Annotated in this window: 15 protein-coding genes; 7 read left to right on the top strand and 8 right to left on the bottom strand. The window is 77.6% G+C overall.

The features are described 5' to 3' along the window. Nucleotides 1-38: 38 nt before the first annotated feature. The 5 genes from OO57_RS14135 to OO57_RS39430 all read right to left on the bottom strand — a co-directional run bounded on the left by OO57_RS14135 (nucleotide 39) and on the right by OO57_RS39430 (nucleotide 4,401). Nucleotides 39-1,280, bottom strand: coding sequence for a benzoate/H(+) symporter BenE family transporter (locus OO57_RS14135; protein ID WP_051777546.1), 1,242 nt, complete (start codon nucleotides 1,278-1,280; stop codon nucleotides 39-41). Nucleotides 1,281-1,611: 331 nt separating this feature from the next. Continuing rightward, nucleotides 1,612-2,949 carry a hypothetical protein gene (locus OO57_RS42525; RefSeq protein WP_051777544.1) on the bottom strand — a complete coding sequence of 446 codons (1,338 nt, stop codon included), beginning with the start codon at nucleotides 2,947-2,949 and terminating at the stop codon, nucleotides 1,612-1,614. A 218-nt stretch (nucleotides 2,950-3,167) separates the two neighbouring features. After that, entirely contained in the window at nucleotides 3,168-3,461 is a 294-nt protein-coding gene (locus OO57_RS14125; protein ID WP_033252765.1) for a hypothetical protein, read from the bottom strand. Between the two features lie 62 nt (nucleotides 3,462-3,523). Beyond that, nucleotides 3,524-3,829: a hypothetical protein gene (locus tag OO57_RS14120; protein ID WP_158715116.1), complete on the bottom strand. Its 306-nt coding sequence runs from the start codon at nucleotides 3,827-3,829 to the stop codon at nucleotides 3,524-3,526. Between the two features lie 269 nt (nucleotides 3,830-4,098). Further along, nucleotides 4,099-4,401, bottom strand: a complete 303-nt coding sequence (locus tag OO57_RS39430) for a DUF3040 domain-containing protein (RefSeq protein ID WP_033252763.1) — start codon at nucleotides 4,399-4,401, stop codon at nucleotides 4,099-4,101. 247 nt (nucleotides 4,402-4,648) lie between these two features. Here OO57_RS39430 and OO57_RS14110 point away from each other — a divergent pair, with 247 nt between their 5' ends. From OO57_RS14110 to OO57_RS14090, 5 genes are all read left to right on the top strand, one after another. Next, nucleotides 4,649-5,071, top strand: a complete 423-nt coding sequence (locus OO57_RS14110; protein WP_033252762.1) for an SRPBCC family protein — start codon at nucleotides 4,649-4,651, stop codon at nucleotides 5,069-5,071. 209 nt (nucleotides 5,072-5,280) lie between these two features. Continuing rightward, on the top strand, nucleotides 5,281-6,555 hold the full coding sequence (locus OO57_RS14105; protein ID WP_081973669.1) for an NAD(P)/FAD-dependent oxidoreductase: 1,275 nt from the start codon (nucleotides 5,281-5,283) through the stop codon (nucleotides 6,553-6,555). A 2-nt stretch (nucleotides 6,556-6,557) separates the two neighbouring features. Next, entirely contained in the window at nucleotides 6,558-7,334 is a 777-nt protein-coding gene (locus tag OO57_RS14100) for a DUF1365 domain-containing protein (protein ID WP_418909886.1), read from the top strand. Nucleotides 7,335-7,366: 32 nt separating this feature from the next. Further along, nucleotides 7,367-8,647: a class I SAM-dependent methyltransferase gene (locus OO57_RS14095; RefSeq protein ID WP_033252836.1), complete on the top strand. Its 1,281-nt coding sequence runs from the start codon at nucleotides 7,367-7,369 to the stop codon at nucleotides 8,645-8,647. A gap of 56 nt (nucleotides 8,648-8,703) precedes the next feature. Beyond that, nucleotides 8,704-9,447 (top strand): DUF1295 domain-containing protein, encoded by a 744-nt coding sequence (locus OO57_RS14090; RefSeq protein ID WP_234337345.1) that lies wholly within the window; start codon nucleotides 8,704-8,706, stop codon nucleotides 9,445-9,447. A 210-nt stretch (nucleotides 9,448-9,657) separates the two neighbouring features. Here OO57_RS14090 and OO57_RS14085 read toward each other — a convergent pair whose 3' ends face one another. Together OO57_RS14085 and sigK are read right to left on the bottom strand one after the other, a co-directional pair. Further along, nucleotides 9,658-10,392: an anti-sigma factor gene (locus OO57_RS14085; protein ID WP_033252759.1), complete on the bottom strand. Its 735-nt coding sequence runs from the start codon at nucleotides 10,390-10,392 to the stop codon at nucleotides 9,658-9,660. Then, nucleotides 10,389-10,976: an ECF RNA polymerase sigma factor SigK gene (gene sigK / locus OO57_RS14080; protein WP_033252758.1), complete on the bottom strand. Its 588-nt coding sequence runs from the start codon at nucleotides 10,974-10,976 to the stop codon at nucleotides 10,389-10,391. The genes OO57_RS14085 and sigK overlap by 4 nt, the downstream gene beginning before the upstream one ends. 657 nt (nucleotides 10,977-11,633) lie before the next feature. Here sigK and OO57_RS14075 point away from each other — a divergent pair. Beyond that, a complete protein-coding gene (locus tag OO57_RS14075; RefSeq protein ID WP_051777542.1) occupies nucleotides 11,634-12,278 on the top strand; it encodes a fasciclin domain-containing protein in 645 nt (214 codons plus the stop codon). Nucleotides 12,279-12,322: 44 nt separating this feature from the next. On the opposite strand, the gene OO57_RS14070 is transcribed toward OO57_RS14075, so the two are convergent. Then, nucleotides 12,323-12,730 carry an SsgA family sporulation/cell division regulator gene (locus OO57_RS14070; protein WP_051777540.1) on the bottom strand — a complete coding sequence of 136 codons (408 nt, stop codon included), beginning with the start codon at nucleotides 12,728-12,730 and terminating at the stop codon, nucleotides 12,323-12,325. Between the two features lie 263 nt (nucleotides 12,731-12,993). Between OO57_RS14070 and OO57_RS14065 the strand changes: the two genes are divergently transcribed. Further along, on the top strand, nucleotides 12,994-14,331 hold the full coding sequence (locus OO57_RS14065) for an SMI1/KNR4 family protein (RefSeq protein ID WP_033252757.1): 1,338 nt from the start codon (nucleotides 12,994-12,996) through the stop codon (nucleotides 14,329-14,331). Nucleotides 14,332-14,422 lie beyond the last annotated feature (91 nt).

Here is a 14,422-nt window from a genome sequence, read left to right as displayed (position 1 = left end):
CGGGCGGCCCGCAGCGCGGGCGCCGGTGGCGGCGCGTGTCAGCGTCGGTGGCGCCACGTCAGGACGGCGTGGGTGGCCAGCCCCAGCAGCAGGCCCCAGAACGGGGCGCCGATGCCGAACAGGGTCATGCCGGAGGCGGTGGCCAGGAAGGTGACCACCGCGCCGTCGCGGCCCCGCTCCTCCGCGACCGCGGTGGCCAGGCTGCCCTGGAAGGAGGCCAGCAGGGCGACACCCGCGATCACCGCGATCAGGGCGTGCGGCAGGCCGGTGAACAGGCTGACCAGGACCCCGCCGAAGCTGCCGACCAGCAGGTAGAGCACCCCCGTGGCCATCCCGGCCACGTACCGTCGGCGGGGGTCGGGGTGGCTCTCGGGGCTGGTGCAGATCGCGGCGGTGATCGCCGCCAGGTTGACGCCGGGCGAGCCGAACGGGGCCAGCAGCACCGACAGGCCGCCGGTCGCGCCGACCAGCAGCCGGTCGTCCGGCCGGTAGCCGGAGGCCCGCATGATGCCGAGCCCGGGGGCGTTCTGCGAGGCCAGCGCAACGATGGTGAGCGGCAGCGCCAGGCCGACGGCGGCCGACCAGGAGAACGCGGGGGTGGTCCAGACGGGGCGGGTGGGGCCGCCGGAGCCGAGGTGCAGCGGGAGTCCGACGGTGGCCGCGGCCAGCAGCGCACCTGCGAGCAGCGCCAGTGGGACGGCGTAGCGCGGCACGAGGCGCTTGGCCAGCAGGAAGACGGCGAAGCTGCCCAGCACCAGGGCGGGGGCGGCGCGCAGTTCGGCGAAGACGCCCGCGCCGAAGGCGAACAGGATCCCGGCCAGCATGGCGTTGACGATGGCGGTCGGGATCGCCCTGATCAGCCGCCCGAACAGGCCGGTGGCGCCGAACAGCATGACGGCGACCGCGCTGAGCAGGAAGGCCCCGACCGCCTCCGGGTAGGGGTACGCGCCGAGGCTGCCGACCAGCAGCGCCGCGCCGGGGGTCGACCAGGCGGTGATCACGGGGGTGCGGGTCCACCAGCTGAGCAGCAGGCAGGACAGTCCGCTGCCGATCGACACCGCCCAGATCCAGGAGGCGGTGTGCGCCCGGTCCAGGTGCCCGGCGGCGGCCGCGGCGAGCACGACGACCAGCGGGCCGGAGAAGGACACGGCGATGCACACCAGGCCGGCCAGCAAGGCGGGCAGCGAGGCGTCCCGCCGCAGCGAGGGCCGGCCCGGCGGCAGGGCGGGGGGCTCGACCGGAGCGAGCCCAACGGACGTGGTGGTCCGATGATCTGACATTGCAGCAGTATCCCGTCCTCCCGGAACCCGACGGCCGGTCCCGCCCGGTGAGCAGGGCGACCGCGCGTGCGCCGCCCACTGGCTCGCTCGCTGGCAGGAATCCGGCAGCACCTGCGACTGCGCTCCTGCGGACCGGGGAGGAGACCTGCTGTCCCCGACGCGTCAACCGCGTCGTGGCCCACGCAGCTCTCCTCGCCGCCCCCCGGCACCCGGCCCGGCACCCGCGGAACCGACCTCCGTCCCCCGGGCCCCGGGCCCTCCGGGGACGCCGCCCCCGACCGACAGCCGCCGAGGCGGTCGGCCGACCTGTCGCCGCGCCCGGGGCGTCCGCTCAGCGCCGGGCCAGGACGCGGGCGCGGCAGGGTGCGCAGGCGTGGACGCCGCGGGGGCCGTAGCGGTTGATCGGGGCGCCGCAGCCCGCGCAGGGGCCGACGTCGGCGACGTGGCAGTCGAGCGCGGCGGCGGCCCGGTGGCGCTGCTCGGGGGTGACGGCCAGGCCGCGGCGGGCCTGGCGGGGGACGGTGAGCAACCGTTCCGGGACGGTGTCGCGGGTGTGCAGGGCGACCGCGTCGGCGTGGCCGTCCCGCGGCCGGGCGCGGCGGCGGGTGCGGGGGCGCGGGTCGTCGTAGGCGAAGTCCTCCTCGCCGTAGCGGCAGACCGGGTCCAGCTCCTCGCCGGAGTAGCTGACGCCCGCGTCCGGGGCGGGGTCGGGAGCGGCGGGGTCGGGTGCGGGGGCGGCAGGGGCCGCGGCGGGCGGGTCGTCCGCGGCGAAGGTCTCCCGCCAGCGGTCCCGGTCCGCGGCCGGGACCCACATCCGGGCGACGGCGGAGGCGTCGGACTGCAACGGCACCCGCATCGGGACGAGTTCCCCGGCCGCGCTCGCCCCCACCAGTTCGTCCACCTCGGTGGGCGGCCGGCTCGGCAGGCACAGCGCGGGCAGGTACCAGCCGGTGTGCAGCCGGCCGCACCAGGAGCCGTTCAGCGGGCAGGCGCGGGCGCTGCCGCGCAGGCACTTCCACTGCTGCAGGTGCCGCACGCCCGCGCGCACCGCCATCGGCGCGCGGGAGGCGATCCGCTGCCACGGCAGGTCGTCGACCCGGGCCCACGGCGCCCGGTCGACCGGTGCGGCCCGCTCGTCGCAGGTCACCCAGAGCGGCACGATGCCGTGCTCGGCGGCGGCCCGCGAGCGGCGGCGCACCGTCTCGGCGGTGACCTGCGCGCACGGGGCCGCCCAGCCGATCCGCAGGCCGCCCGGCCCGGTGACCAGCACGTCGCTGCGGGCCCGGCCGCCGCCGGTGCGGGCACCGACCTCGTACCGGCAGCCGTGCCGGTCGGCGGCGCGGGCGATGCGCTCCTGGAGGGCCTTGCGCCGGTCGTCCTCCCCCGCGGTCGGGGGGCGGCGGGCGGGCAGGTGCGCGGCGACCCAGGTGGTGCGGGTACCGACGGTGCTCCGCCGGACGTGCATCCACGGGGAGCGCTCCCCGCCCTGTTCCTCCGCCCCGCAGCGGCCTTCGCGGTGGTGCTGGAGGCACTGCAGGAGTTCGCGGTCCCGCCGGTCGACCGGTGCGGTGATCTCCGCGAGCAGGCCGGGGCGGTCGGGGTGGCCCAGGTCGGGCCGGGTGAGGTTGATCTCGATGCCATACACGGTGTGGAACACGCCGTTCGCCATGGCACGAGGCTAGGGCGCTTTTCCCCGATTCCGGCCCGGAATCGGGAAAAGGCATTCCACGTTCGACGGAATTGCTTTCCCAAACCTCGGAAATGCAACGAGATCGCGCCATTGTGGGGCCGCCCCGGGCGGGCCGGTACGGTTTCCGGCGCCGCTTTCCGGGGCCGCTTTCCGGGACTGGTTCCGGGACCGGTTCCGGGAGCGCTTTCCGGGCGGGTTCAGTCGCGCGGCGGCGCCTGCCCCAGTGCGGCGCGCAGCCGTCCGCGGGTGGCGGCGGCGGCCTCCCGGGTGACGGGGTCGTCGCTGCCGAGGGCGTCGCCGAGCAGCAGGTCGGCGGCGGCGACCACGGCGGCGGGCAGCACGACCTCGCGCAGGCCGAGCAGTTGGGCGGCGGCCTGGTGTCCGAGCGACGGCGGTCCGGCGGGTCGGCCGTGCGGGTCGGCCGGTTCGGGGACGCGCGGGGGCGCCGCTGCCGGGTGGCCGCCCTGCGGGCGGCGCGGTTCGTTGATCACGGGCATGTTCCGTCCAACGGGTCACGGCCCGCGACGGTTACGCGGGCGGGCCGGTCAGGTGGTCAGGAGGCGTGCCGGTCCCGGACGGCGGCGGGTGCGGGACCGCCGAGGGCGGGACGTTCGGGGCGCGGGGCGAGCGTGCGGACGGCGGCGGGCGGCCGGGCGGGCCCGGCGGTGTGCGCGGCCCGGATCCACCGGGCCAGGGCGTGGGCGAACTCCGGTCCGATCGCGGCGGCGTGCTGCAACTGGTCCAGGTCCCCGGGCCGGAGGGGCACCCCGGCTTCGGAGAGGGCGGCCAGCAGGGGTTGCAGCATCGTCCACTGGAGGCGGACCACGGGCAGCGGGCTGGTATGCGCAGGCTCTGTCACGCCCGGTCCAACTTCCCGCCCCGGCCGGGGTCACGGCCCGCCCGCCCGGTTCCACCGCAGGGTGCAACGGCGCCCCCGCGGGCACCGCCACCAGCCCGGGAGCGGCCCTCCGGCCCGGCGCGGCCCGCCCGTCCAGGCACGGCTCCCGGTCCCGGCGCGGCCCGCCCGTCCAGGCACAGCCCGCCGCCCCGGCACAGCCCTCCACCCCGGCCCGGCCCCGGCTCAGCCGTCGGCCTCGGTGTGCCCCCGGTGCGCCCCCGGCGCGGCCCTCAGCCCAGCCGCAGCCCGGCCAGCCTGCGCAGCGCGAGCGCGTCCAGCAGTGCGGCCCCGGCGGCGAGCAGCGCGGCCGCGAGCGGCTGCGGGCCGCCCGCCCCGGCCCACAGCGCCCCGGCGGCCGTCAGGACGGCGAGCAGGGCGACCGCGGCGACGAGCGGGCGCGGGCGGTGGGCGAGCCGGACGGCCCGCCCGGGCGGGTGGTCGAGCCGCCGGTCCAGCCGGGGGTCGGCCCGGCGCAGGTGGTGCTCGATCTCGGCGAGCAGGACGCGTTCCCGTGGGGTCAGTCGGGTGTCCATCGGGTCTGCCACCTCTCCGGGCGGGGGTACGGCGCACCGCGGATACCCGTCCCTCCCCGTCCGTACCCTTCCCCGTCCGTACCCTTCCCCGTCCGCTTCCCCTTCCCCGTCCGCTTCCCCTTCCCCGTCCGCTTCCCCTTCCCCGTCCGCTTCGTCCTCCCTCCCATCCGTCCCGGGCGCGGCTCCGAATGCCGGTCGTCGTACCCGTGAGCGAAGAAGAGGCCCGGGAGGCCCGGAGGAGGCCCGAGTGATCGAGGTGGTGCGGGAGATGCGGACGGTGCGCCCGGCGGACGGGGTGCTGGAGTACCTGGCGGACTTCGCGCACGCCGCCGAGTGGGACCCGGGCACCGCGGAGTGCGTCCACCTGGGGCCCGGCCCGCGGTGGCGGAACGTGTCGGTGTTCCGGGGGCGGCGCACCGAGCTGGTGTACGAGCTGGTGGCCCGGGAGTCGGACCGGCTGGTGTTCGTCGGGCGCAACCGGACGGTCACCGCCACCGACGAGATCGTGGTGGACCCGGCCCCGGGCGGCACCGGCGCGGTGGTCCGCTACCGGGCCCGGCTGCGCTTCCACGGGTTGGCGCGGCTGGCGGAGCCGTTCCTGCGGCGGGAGTTCGCGCGGCTGGCCGACGCGGTGGAGCAGCGGCTGCCCGCGGTGCTGGACCGGCCCTGACCCGTGAGCGGAGCAGCGGGCCGGGGCCGCGGTCCGGGTCTCCCGTTCGGAGCAATCCGCGCGGACGGCGGCTCCGAATCGGCGGTACGAGGGCCGCCGAGGGCGGCCCGGGAGCAGTGGGGAGGACGCACGTGACGACACTCGACACCGTTTCCACCGGGGGTCCCGTCCCGTCGCCGCCGCACCGCCGGTCGGCGGGAGTGCGGCGGGTGGCCGTGGTGGGGGCCGGGGTGGCGGGGTTGAGCGCGGCGTACGCGTTGGCGCGGGCCGGGGTGGAGGTGGAGCTGTTCGAGGCCGACGGGCGGTTGGGCGGGCACGCGCACACCCAGCGGACCACGGCGGCGGACGGCCGGGAGCTGGCGCTGGACACCGGCTTCCTGGTGCACAACACCCGGACGTATCCGGAACTGGTGGGCCTGTTCGGCGAGTTGGGGGTGCGCACCCAGGACAGCGACATGAGCATGTCGGTGCGCTGCGAGGGCTGCGGGCTGGAGTACGCGGGGTCGCGCGGCCCGGTCGGGCTGCTGGCCACGCCGGGCGCGCTGCTGCGCGGGCGGTACCTGCGGATGCTCGGCGAGGTGCCGCGCTTCCACCGGCTGGCGCGCGCCCTGCTGGCCGATCCGGGGCCGGGCGACCCGAGCCTGCGCGACTTCCTGGAGCAGCACGGCTTCTCGCCGTACTTCGCGGCGCACTTCGTGACGCCGGTGGTGTCCGCGGTCTGGTCCTGCGCGCCGGACCTCGCGGGGGACTACCCGGCCCGCTACCTGTTCGCGTTCCTGGCCAACCACGGCCTGCTGAGCGTCACCGGCTCGCCGACCTGGCGCACCGTGGTCGGCGGCTCGGCCGCGTACGTGGCGCGGATCGCCGAGCACGTCACCGCCCGCGCGGGCACCGTGCACCACTCGGCGCCGGTGCGGGCGGTGCGCCGCCACCCGGACGGCGTCACGGTGGTCACCGAGGACGGGCGGCGGACGAGGGCGGACGCCGTGGTGGTGGCCACCCACGCCGACCAGGCGCTGCGGCTGCTGGCCGACCCGACCCGGGCCGAGCGGGAGGTGCTGGGCGCGTTCGCGTACTCCCGCAACCCGACGGTGCTGCACCGGGACGCCTCGGTGCTGCCCCGGGCGGCCTGGGCGCGCGCCTCCTGGAACTACCGGATGCCGGGCTGCGACGCCCCGTCCGACCGGGTCCGGGTCAGCTACCACCTGAACCGGCTGCTGCGGCTGGGCGGTTCGGAGGACTACCTGGTGACGCTGAACGAGGACGAGCGCTCCCCCGTCCCCGAGGAGCTGGTGGTCTCCCGCACCGTCTACGAGCACCCGGTGTACACCGCCCGCACGGTCGCCGCGCAGCGGCGGCTGCCCGAACTGGCCACCGGCCGCACCGCGTTCGCGGGCGCCTACCACGGCTGGGGGTTCCACGAGGACGGCTGCCGCTCCGGCCTGGCCGCCGCCGACCGGCTGCTCGCGGCGGTCGCCCCGTGAGCCTGAACGACCCCTCCCTCGCTCCGCGGAGCACCCTGCCCGGCCGGTGGGGCGCGCTGCTGTACGAGGCCCGCACCACGCACGTCCGCGCCGAGCCGCGCCGGGTGTTCCGCCACCGCTTCCCGCTCTGGCTGGTCGACCTCGACGCGCTGCCGCAACTGCCGCGGCCGCTGCGCCCGTTGGCCCGCTTCCTGCCCCGCGACCACGTCCTGCGCCCCGGCTCCCCCACCATCCGCCGCGACCTGGAGCGCGAACTCGCCGCGCACGGCCTGCGGCTGGACGGCGGCCGGGTGCTGATGCTCGCCCAGGCCCGCTCGCTCGGGTACGTGTTCAACCCGCTCACGGTGTACTGGTGCCGGGACGCGGCGGGCGCGCCGCTGTGCACCGTCGCCGAGGTCCACAACACCTACGGCGGGCGGCACCGCTACCTGCTGCACCCGGACGCCGCCGGGCTGGCCGGGGCCGCCAAGGCCTTCCACGTCTCGCCGTTCCTGCCGTCCGAGGGCCGCTACCGCCTGCTGCTGCCCGAGCCCGCCCCGGACGGCGCCCGCCTGCACCTGTCGGTGCGCCTGGAGCTGCCCGACGGCCCGGCCCTCACCGCGACCGTCTCCGGCACCGGCCGCCCCGCGGGCCCGGCCGCGCTGCTGCGCACCACCCTGCGGTACCCGCTGGCGACCTTCGCCGTCAGCCTGCGGATCCGCGCCCAGGGCGTCCGGCTGTGGCTGCGCGGCCTGCCCGTCCGTCCCTGCCCGCCCGCCGCGCGGGCCCCCCGCCCGTGACCACCGAACCGCTCCGGAGAGGCCCCGCCCCGATGACCACCGCCGCCACCACCGCCGCCGTCCCGTTCCCGCTGCCCGCCGTCGACCCGCTGCGCTGGCCGGACGTCGCCCGGGTGCCGCACGCCCCGCTGCGGGCCGCGGCGGCCCGGCGGCTGCTGCACCGGGCGGCGGCCCTCCGCGGGCTGCGGGTGGAGCTGCCGGGCGGGCGGGTGCTGCGGCCCGCGCCGCCGGGGGCGCCGGTGCTGCGGCTGCACCGGCCGGAGGCGTTCGCGCACCGGGTCGGCGCGGGCGGCCTGATCGGCTTCGGCGAGTCCTACCAGGCGGGCGACTGGGACAGCCCGGACCTGGTCCGCCTGCTGACCGCGCTGGCCGCCCGCCCGGAGACCCTGGTGCCGCCCGGCACGGCGGCGCTGCGGCGGCTTTACGTGCGCCGGACCCCGGCGGAGGAGCTCTCCACCACCGCCAACGCCCGGCGCAACGTCCACCGGCACTACGACCTGTCGAACGAACTGTTCGCACTGTTCCTCGACCCGACCATGTCGTACTCCTCGGCGCTGTTCTCCGCCCCGTCCCCCGCCACCCCGCGCAGCGCCCTGGTGCCCGCCCAGCACCGCAAGATCGACCGGCTGCTCGACCTGGCCCGGGTCGGCCCCGGCACCCGGCTGCTGGAGGTCGGCACCGGCTGGGGCGAACTCGCCCTGCGCGCCGCCGCCCGCGGCGCCGAGGTGGTCACCGTGACGCTCTCCGCCGAACAGCTCGCCCTGGCCCGCCGCCGGATCGCCGGGGCCGGGCAGTCCGCCCGGGTCGACGTCCGGCTGTGCGACTACCGGGACGTGCGGGGCGAGTTCGACGCCATCGTCAGCGTGGAGATGATCGAGGCCGTCGGACGCCCGTTCTGGCCTGCGTACTTCACCGCCCTGGACCGGCTGCTCGCCCCCGGCGGCCGGGTCGCCCTGCAGGCCATCACCATGCCGCACGAACGGATGCTGGCCAGCAGCGGCACGTACACCTGGATCCTGAAGTACGTGTTCCCCGGCGGGCAGATCCCCTCGCTGCGGGCGATCGCCGACACCGCCGCCGCGCACACCCGGCTGCGGACGGTCGGCGCGGACGCGTACGGGCCGCACTACGCGGAGACGCTGCGGCTGTGGCGGGAGCGGTTCGCCGAGCGCGCGGAGCAGGTCGCGGCGCTGGGCTTCGACGAGGTGTTCCGGCGGACGTGGGAGCTGTACCTGGCGTACTCGGAGGCCGGGTTCCGCGCCGGCTACCTGGACGTCCACCAGGTGCTGCTGAGCCGGGACGGCCTGCGGTGAACGCCGCCGCGTTCGCCACCGGCGCGGCCGCCGCCGCCGCCGCGGTCCTCGCCGTGATGCTGGCCGCCTTCGCGGTCGGGGTGCGCACCGGCCGCCACCGCGGCGTGGACGTCGCCTGGGGCCTGGCCTTCACTGCCGCCGCCCTGACCGGCTGCGCCCTGTCCGCCGGGTACGGCGACGGGGGCCGCCGCGCCCTGGCCACCGCCCTGGTGACGGTCTGGGGCCTGCGCCTGGCCGCCCACCTGTGGTGGCGGGCCCGCGGCCTGCCCGAGGACCCGCGCTACGCCCGGATGCTCGCGAAGGCGCCCGCCGGGGCGCCCCGCACCCGGTACGCGCTGCGGATCGTCTACCTGCTGCAGGCCGCCCTGGTCTGGTTCGTCGCCCTCCCCGTCCTGGCCGCCCAGTACCTCCCCGACCCGCCCGGCCCGACCGCCTGGGCGGGCGCCGCCCTCTGGGCCGTCGGCCTGTTCTTCGAGGCCGTCGGCGACGCCCAGCTCGCCCGCTTCAAGGCCGACCCGGCCCACCGCGGCCGGGTCATGGACCGCGGCCTGTGGCGCTACACCCGCCACCCCAACTACTTCGGCGACGCCTGCGTCTGGTGGGGCCTGTTCCTCCTGGCCGCCGACCACCCGATCGGCTGGGCGTTCGTCGGCAGCCCGCTCCTGATGACCTGGCTGCTCGCCTTCGGCAGCGGCAAACCCATGCTGGAACGCCACCTCACCACCACCCCCCGCCCCGGCTGGCCGGAGTACGCCGCCCGCACCAGCCCGTTCCTCCCCCTCCCGCCCCGCCGCCGCTAGGGCGCCTCCCGCCGCCGACCCCGGGGCCGTCCGGCGCGATCACCGGCACCCACGCCTCACCGGCCTCCCCGGTCCGGCTCTCGCTCTCGTCCAGCCGCGGGGGATGCGGCTCCTCGGCGGTCCCGTCGCACGGCGGGGAGCGGGACGGCTCCGACGCTCTCGCGGAGCCGTCCCGCTCGCCGTCCGTCGACCCGTGGTCCCGGGCCCCGCTCAGCTGAACGGCAGCAGCAGGACCGGCGCGCCGGTCGGGTGCGGGGAGCCGCCCGCCGGTTCGAGGGTGACGCCGACGCCCGCAGCGCCGTCGAGCGGGCCGGTGAGCAGCAGGGTGCCGTTGCCGGTGGGGAGCAGGCCGGCCGGGCGCATGGTGCCCGCGTCGTCGTACCAGAGCTGGTAGGTGCGGCCGGGGCCCGGGGCGGGGAGGCCGGCGGCGAGGAAGCCGGCCCGGCCGCGGGCGGCGGACCAGACGACGGTGCCGGTGCCGCCGCCGGTGGTGGCGGTCGCGGTGCGGGCGTCGGGTGCGGTGAGGAGGGCGGCGACGGTCTCCTGCTGGCGGGCGAGGGCGGCGGCCCGGTCGCGGGCCCGGTCGGCCTCGCGGTGCTGCTGGACGGCGACCGCGCCCGCGCCGAGGGCCAGTGCGAGGCAGGCGGCGAGGGCGAACTTCGGTGCGCTGCGGGCGAGTCGGCGGCGGGGCGGGGCGGCGCGGACCAGTTGCGGGGCCTCCTGCCGGACGGCGGGCAGCGCGGCCAGCACCCGGGCCTTCAGCTCCGGCGGCGGGGTGAGCGCCTCGGCCGCCCCGAGCCGGGCCAGGGTGGCGGCGAACTCGGCGGTCTCCTGCGCGCAGGGCGGGCAGTGCTCCAGGTGGCGTTCGAAGGCATCGTGTTCCTCGGGGTCGAGGGCGTGGGCGGCGTACGCGCCGGTCAGGGTGTGCGGGTCGAGGGCGGTCACGCGCCCACCCCCAGGCAGTCGCGCATCCGGATCAGGGCGTCGCGCATCCGGGTCTTGACGGTGCCGAGCGGCGCGCCGAGCACCTGGGCGACCTCGGGGTAGCTGTAGCCGCGGTAGTACGCGAGCGTCAGCGACTCGCGCTGGAGCTCGGTGAGCGTCCGCAGGCAGCGCCGGACCTGCTCCCGCTCCAACCGGCCCTCGACCTGTTCGGCGACCTCGTCGTACGGGCTGCCGCCGTGCGAGGCGGCCGCGGCCCGCCGGTCGCGGTCGGCGGCGGCCTGCGCGGAGCGGACCCGGTCGACGGCCCGCCGGTGCGCGATGGTCAGCACCCAGGGCAGCACCTCGCCGCGCTCGGCCCGGTAGCGGGCCGCGGTGCGCCACACCTCCAGCAGCACCTCCTGGGCAACCTCCTCGGACTGCGCGGCGTCCCGCACCACCCGTCGCACCAGGCCGAGCACCGGCCCGGCGACGGCGTCGTACAGCGCGGCGAACGCCTCCTGGTCGCCGCGCACCACCCGCGACAGCAGCTCCCGCAGGTCGGGCCCGGGCCGGCGCGGCGGGGCCAGCGACACCACGTGGCTCATCCCGCCGCCCCGCGACGGACGTTCCTGCACTGCACCACCGGCACCGGGGCCTCCCCTACGACGGCCGGAACCCCCGGCCGCGACGAATCGGACAACACGTCTCCACCCCTCTTCGACACGGCCGCCCGCCCGGATTGCCCCACCGGGCCGTGAATTTCACCACCGCCCCGTCCGCAACTCGCACCAATCCGCGGCCCGCGGCCCCCCGAATGCCGGGTGTGAGCAACGAGAACCCCGCGCCGACGCAGCCGACGCAGCCGCAGCGCCGCGTCCTGCCCGCCGGAGCCGCCCTCGGCCCGGCCGCGGCGGTCGCGGCGTCGGGCGCTGCCGACCGGGTCGGCGACCTCGCCGGTGGTGGCGGTGGGCGCGGCGGCCGTGCCCGCGCCGGGCGCGGGCGTGCTGACCCTGCGTCGGCCCGCCGCGGGCGCCGCCGGGCCCGACCTGTGGCGGCAGTGGTCGTACGCCTGGACGGGCGCGACCCCCGGCACCCACCGGATCGTGGTGCGCGCCACCGACGCGACCGGCGCCGTGCAGCCCGGGCGGCGCACCGGTCCCTTCCCCGCGGGGGGGGACGGGCCGGCACAGCACCGTCGTCACCGTGCTCTGAGACCGAACCGATTCCCGTTCCGTACCAACCACTCCAGAAGAGGCACGTCCATGCGCATCTCCCTGCACCGCTCCCGCCCGTTCGCCGCCCTGGTCACCGCGGGCGCCCTCGCGCTGGCCCTGGGCGCGTGCGGCAGTTCCGGCAGCGGCTCCGACACCGCGGCCCCGGCCGCCGCTTCCTCCCCCGCCCCCTCCCCCTCCCCCTCCTCCGCCGCCGCCGCCGAGGGGCCGTTCGGTGCGGCCTGCGCGGCGGTGCCCGCGGACGGGGCGGGGTCGTTCGCCGGGATGGCGTCGGACCCGGTGGCGACCGCGGCCTCGCACAACCCGCTGCTGTCCACCCTGGTCGCGGCCGTCAAGCAGGCCGGGCTGGTCGACACCCTCAACTCCGCGCAGAACGTCACCGTCTTCGCCCCCACCGACGACGCCTTCGCCAAGATCCCCAAGGCCGACCTGGACGCGCTGCTGGCCGACAAGGCCAAGCTCACCAAGGTCCTCACCTACCACGTGTCGCCGGACCGCCTGGCCCCGGCCGCGCTGGCCGGTACGCACCCGTCGCTGGAGGGCGGCGACCTGACCGCCAGCGGTGCGGGCCGGGACTTCACCGTGAACGGCGGCGCCAAGGTGCTGTGCGGGAACGTGCAGACCGCCAACGCCACCGTCTACATCGTCGACACCGTCCTGATGCCCGCCTCCTGACGCCTCACCGGCTCACCGAACCACCGGCTGACCGGCTCACCGCCTCACCGGCTCTCCAGCACGCGGGCGATCAGGCCGTCGACGTCCAGGTGCTCGTGCTCGTGCCCGGCCGGGACGAGCGCGTAGCACTCGACCAGGAAGCCGGTGACGATCTCGGCCGGGACGTTGACCACCGCCGCCCCGGTGCCGCCGTGCAGGGTGACCAGCACCTCGCCGTCGGCGCCGGGGCGGACGGTGACGTCGCCGTGTCCGGCGGGGGCGAGGCGGCCCTCGTTGAGCAGGTCGCGGCCGAAGACCCACTCCACGGCGTCGACCCGGCCGACCGGCGGGAACACCAGCCGCACGGCGTACGGCAGCGAGGTGTCGAAGTGCAGCCCGGCCTCGACGGCGAGGTCGGGGTGCGGGCTGTGCGGGAGGGTGACGGCGGTGGACCAGCAGGTGGCGACGGCCATGTGGGGCGGCCTTCCTTCCAGACGGCGGCGGGCGGTGCCCGGGGGCGGGCGGTACCGGGATGCCCGGGGGCGGGTGGTACCGGGATGCCGACGGTGTCGAAAGCCGGCGGCAGGAGCCCGACTACCCGTCCGGCCGGCGGATCCGCACATCGACGCAGAACCTTCACGGATGCCGTGCGCCCACCACACGAACGGCCGAACCCGCTGTCGGTGGCGCGTGCTGGAGTGGGAGCCCGCGATCGTGACGTGACGGAGGGGCCGGGGTGCGCGTGGACCGGGTGCAGTGGCGGGAGTTCCTGGAGCTGTTGAGCGCCGAGTGGATCACGGTGCAGCGGGCCGGGCCGTCCGGCCGTCCGCTGGATCCGGAGGTGCTGCGGTCGGGCTGGCTCGGCTTCTCCCCGGCGTCCGCGGCGGAGGTCGCCGCCGCCGAGGCCCGGCTGGGCCGCCCGCTGCCGCCCTCGCTGCGGGAGTTCCTGCTGGTCAGCAACGGCTGGCGGGACGTCGGCCTGTTCATCGAACGCCTGGCCGGCACCGAGGAGTTGGCCTGGCTGCGGGACACCCCGGACCGCAGCTGGATCGAGGCCTGGCAGGACCTCGCCGCCGACGAGGCGCTCGGGGACGCGACGGGGGCGGCCGAGGCCCGGGTGCTGGCCCGCTCGCTGCGGCTGTCGCTGGCGGGGGACGCGGCGGTGATGCTGCTCGACCCGGACGACGTCGACGCCGACGGCGAGTGGGCGGCCTACTGGCTGGCGTCCTGGTCCGGCCTCGGGCCGGAGCGCCACGCCTCCTTCGCCGCGCTGGTGCACCACCTGTGGCGGTGCCTGCACGGGATGCGCCGCCCGCCCGGGGCGACCCGCGACCACTGGGACGGCGAGGTGGAGCGCGGCCGCCGGGCCGCGCTCGCGGGCGAACTCGACACCGCCCTGGCCCTGTTGGAGGAGGCCGCGGCGTTCGGACGACCGCGCGCCACGCTGCTGGCGGTGCAGTTGCGGGCCCTGCTACACGGCTGGGAGCGCGAACTGCCCGGCGCCTTCCGGGGGGTGCGGGACCGGGACGTCCTGCTGGCCGAGCCGCTGTTCAGCCGCGAGTTCCTGCCGGTCCTGCTCCGGCACGAGCGGGAGGCGCACCACCACTCGCTGCTCCCGCTGCCCGAGCTGCGGGAGAGCGCCCCGGAGCCGGTCCGGGCGGCGATCGCCGGGTACGAGGCCGCGTCGGCCGAACCGGGTTTCCGGCTCCGCTTCGGGCCGCCGGAGTTCGACGCGGCCGTGCACGCGCTGGTCGAACGGCTGGCCGCGCACCGGGCCGCCGCCCGGGAGGCGCAGCAGCGGCCCGCCGTCCCGACGGCGCAGGGGACGGTGCTGATGTGGTCGAGCCTGACCGAACCGGTCGACGGGCAGCGGCTCCCCGCCCCGGCCCGGGAGCCGCGCTTCCCACCGGAGTTCGCGGAGCGGGCCTGGACGGACCTGCTGGCGGCCCTCCCGCTGTGGCGCCCGCTGGACGGGAACCACCTGGCCCCGCTCTCCCTCCTGGCCGAACCCCTGCTCGCCGAACTGCTCACCCCCGAGCGCGCCCGCGCCCTGCTCGCCCTCCCCCGCGGCTGACCCCTTCCCGTCTCCGCCCCTCCCGCCCTCGCCCCTCCCGCCGGGGCGTCGTGCGTGCCGCCGCTCCGAACGGGCGACTTCCCCGCTGAAA

Origin of the sequence: Kitasatospora phosalacinea (assembly GCF_000717185.1) — a bacterium.
In the GTDB taxonomy this organism is placed as follows: Bacteria; Actinomycetota; Actinomycetes; order Streptomycetales; family Streptomycetaceae; genus Kitasatospora; species Kitasatospora phosalacinea_A.
Note: the sequence above shows the minus strand (reverse complement) of the source record. Positions and strands in the feature narration are given on the sequence as shown.

Excerpts from the sequence above, each read along its gene's own strand:
- sigK (WP_033252758.1), bottom strand. The coding sequence starts at position 10,976 with ATGAGCCACGTGGTGTCGCTGGCCCCGCCGCGCCGGCCCGGGCCCGAC.
- OO57_RS14070 (WP_051777540.1), bottom strand. The coding sequence starts at position 12,730 with ATGGCCGTCGCCACCTGCTGGTCCACCGCCGTCACCCTCCCGCACAGC.
- OO57_RS14075 (WP_051777542.1), top strand. The coding sequence starts at position 11,634 with ATGCGCATCTCCCTGCACCGCTCCCGCCCGTTCGCCGCCCTGGTCACC.
- OO57_RS39430 (WP_033252763.1), bottom strand. The coding sequence starts at position 4,401 with ATGGACACCCGACTGACCCCACGGGAACGCGTCCTGCTCGCCGAGATC.
- OO57_RS14095 (WP_033252836.1), top strand. The coding sequence starts at position 7,367 with ATGACCACCGCCGCCACCACCGCCGCCGTCCCGTTCCCGCTGCCCGCC.
- OO57_RS42525 (WP_051777544.1), bottom strand. The coding sequence starts at position 2,949 with ATGGCGAACGGCGTGTTCCACACCGTGTATGGCATCGAGATCAACCTC.
- OO57_RS14090 (WP_234337345.1), top strand. The coding sequence starts at position 8,704 with ATGCTGGCCGCCTTCGCGGTCGGGGTGCGCACCGGCCGCCACCGCGGC.
- OO57_RS14135 (WP_051777546.1), bottom strand. The coding sequence starts at position 1,280 with ATGTCAGATCATCGGACCACCACGTCCGTTGGGCTCGCTCCGGTCGAG.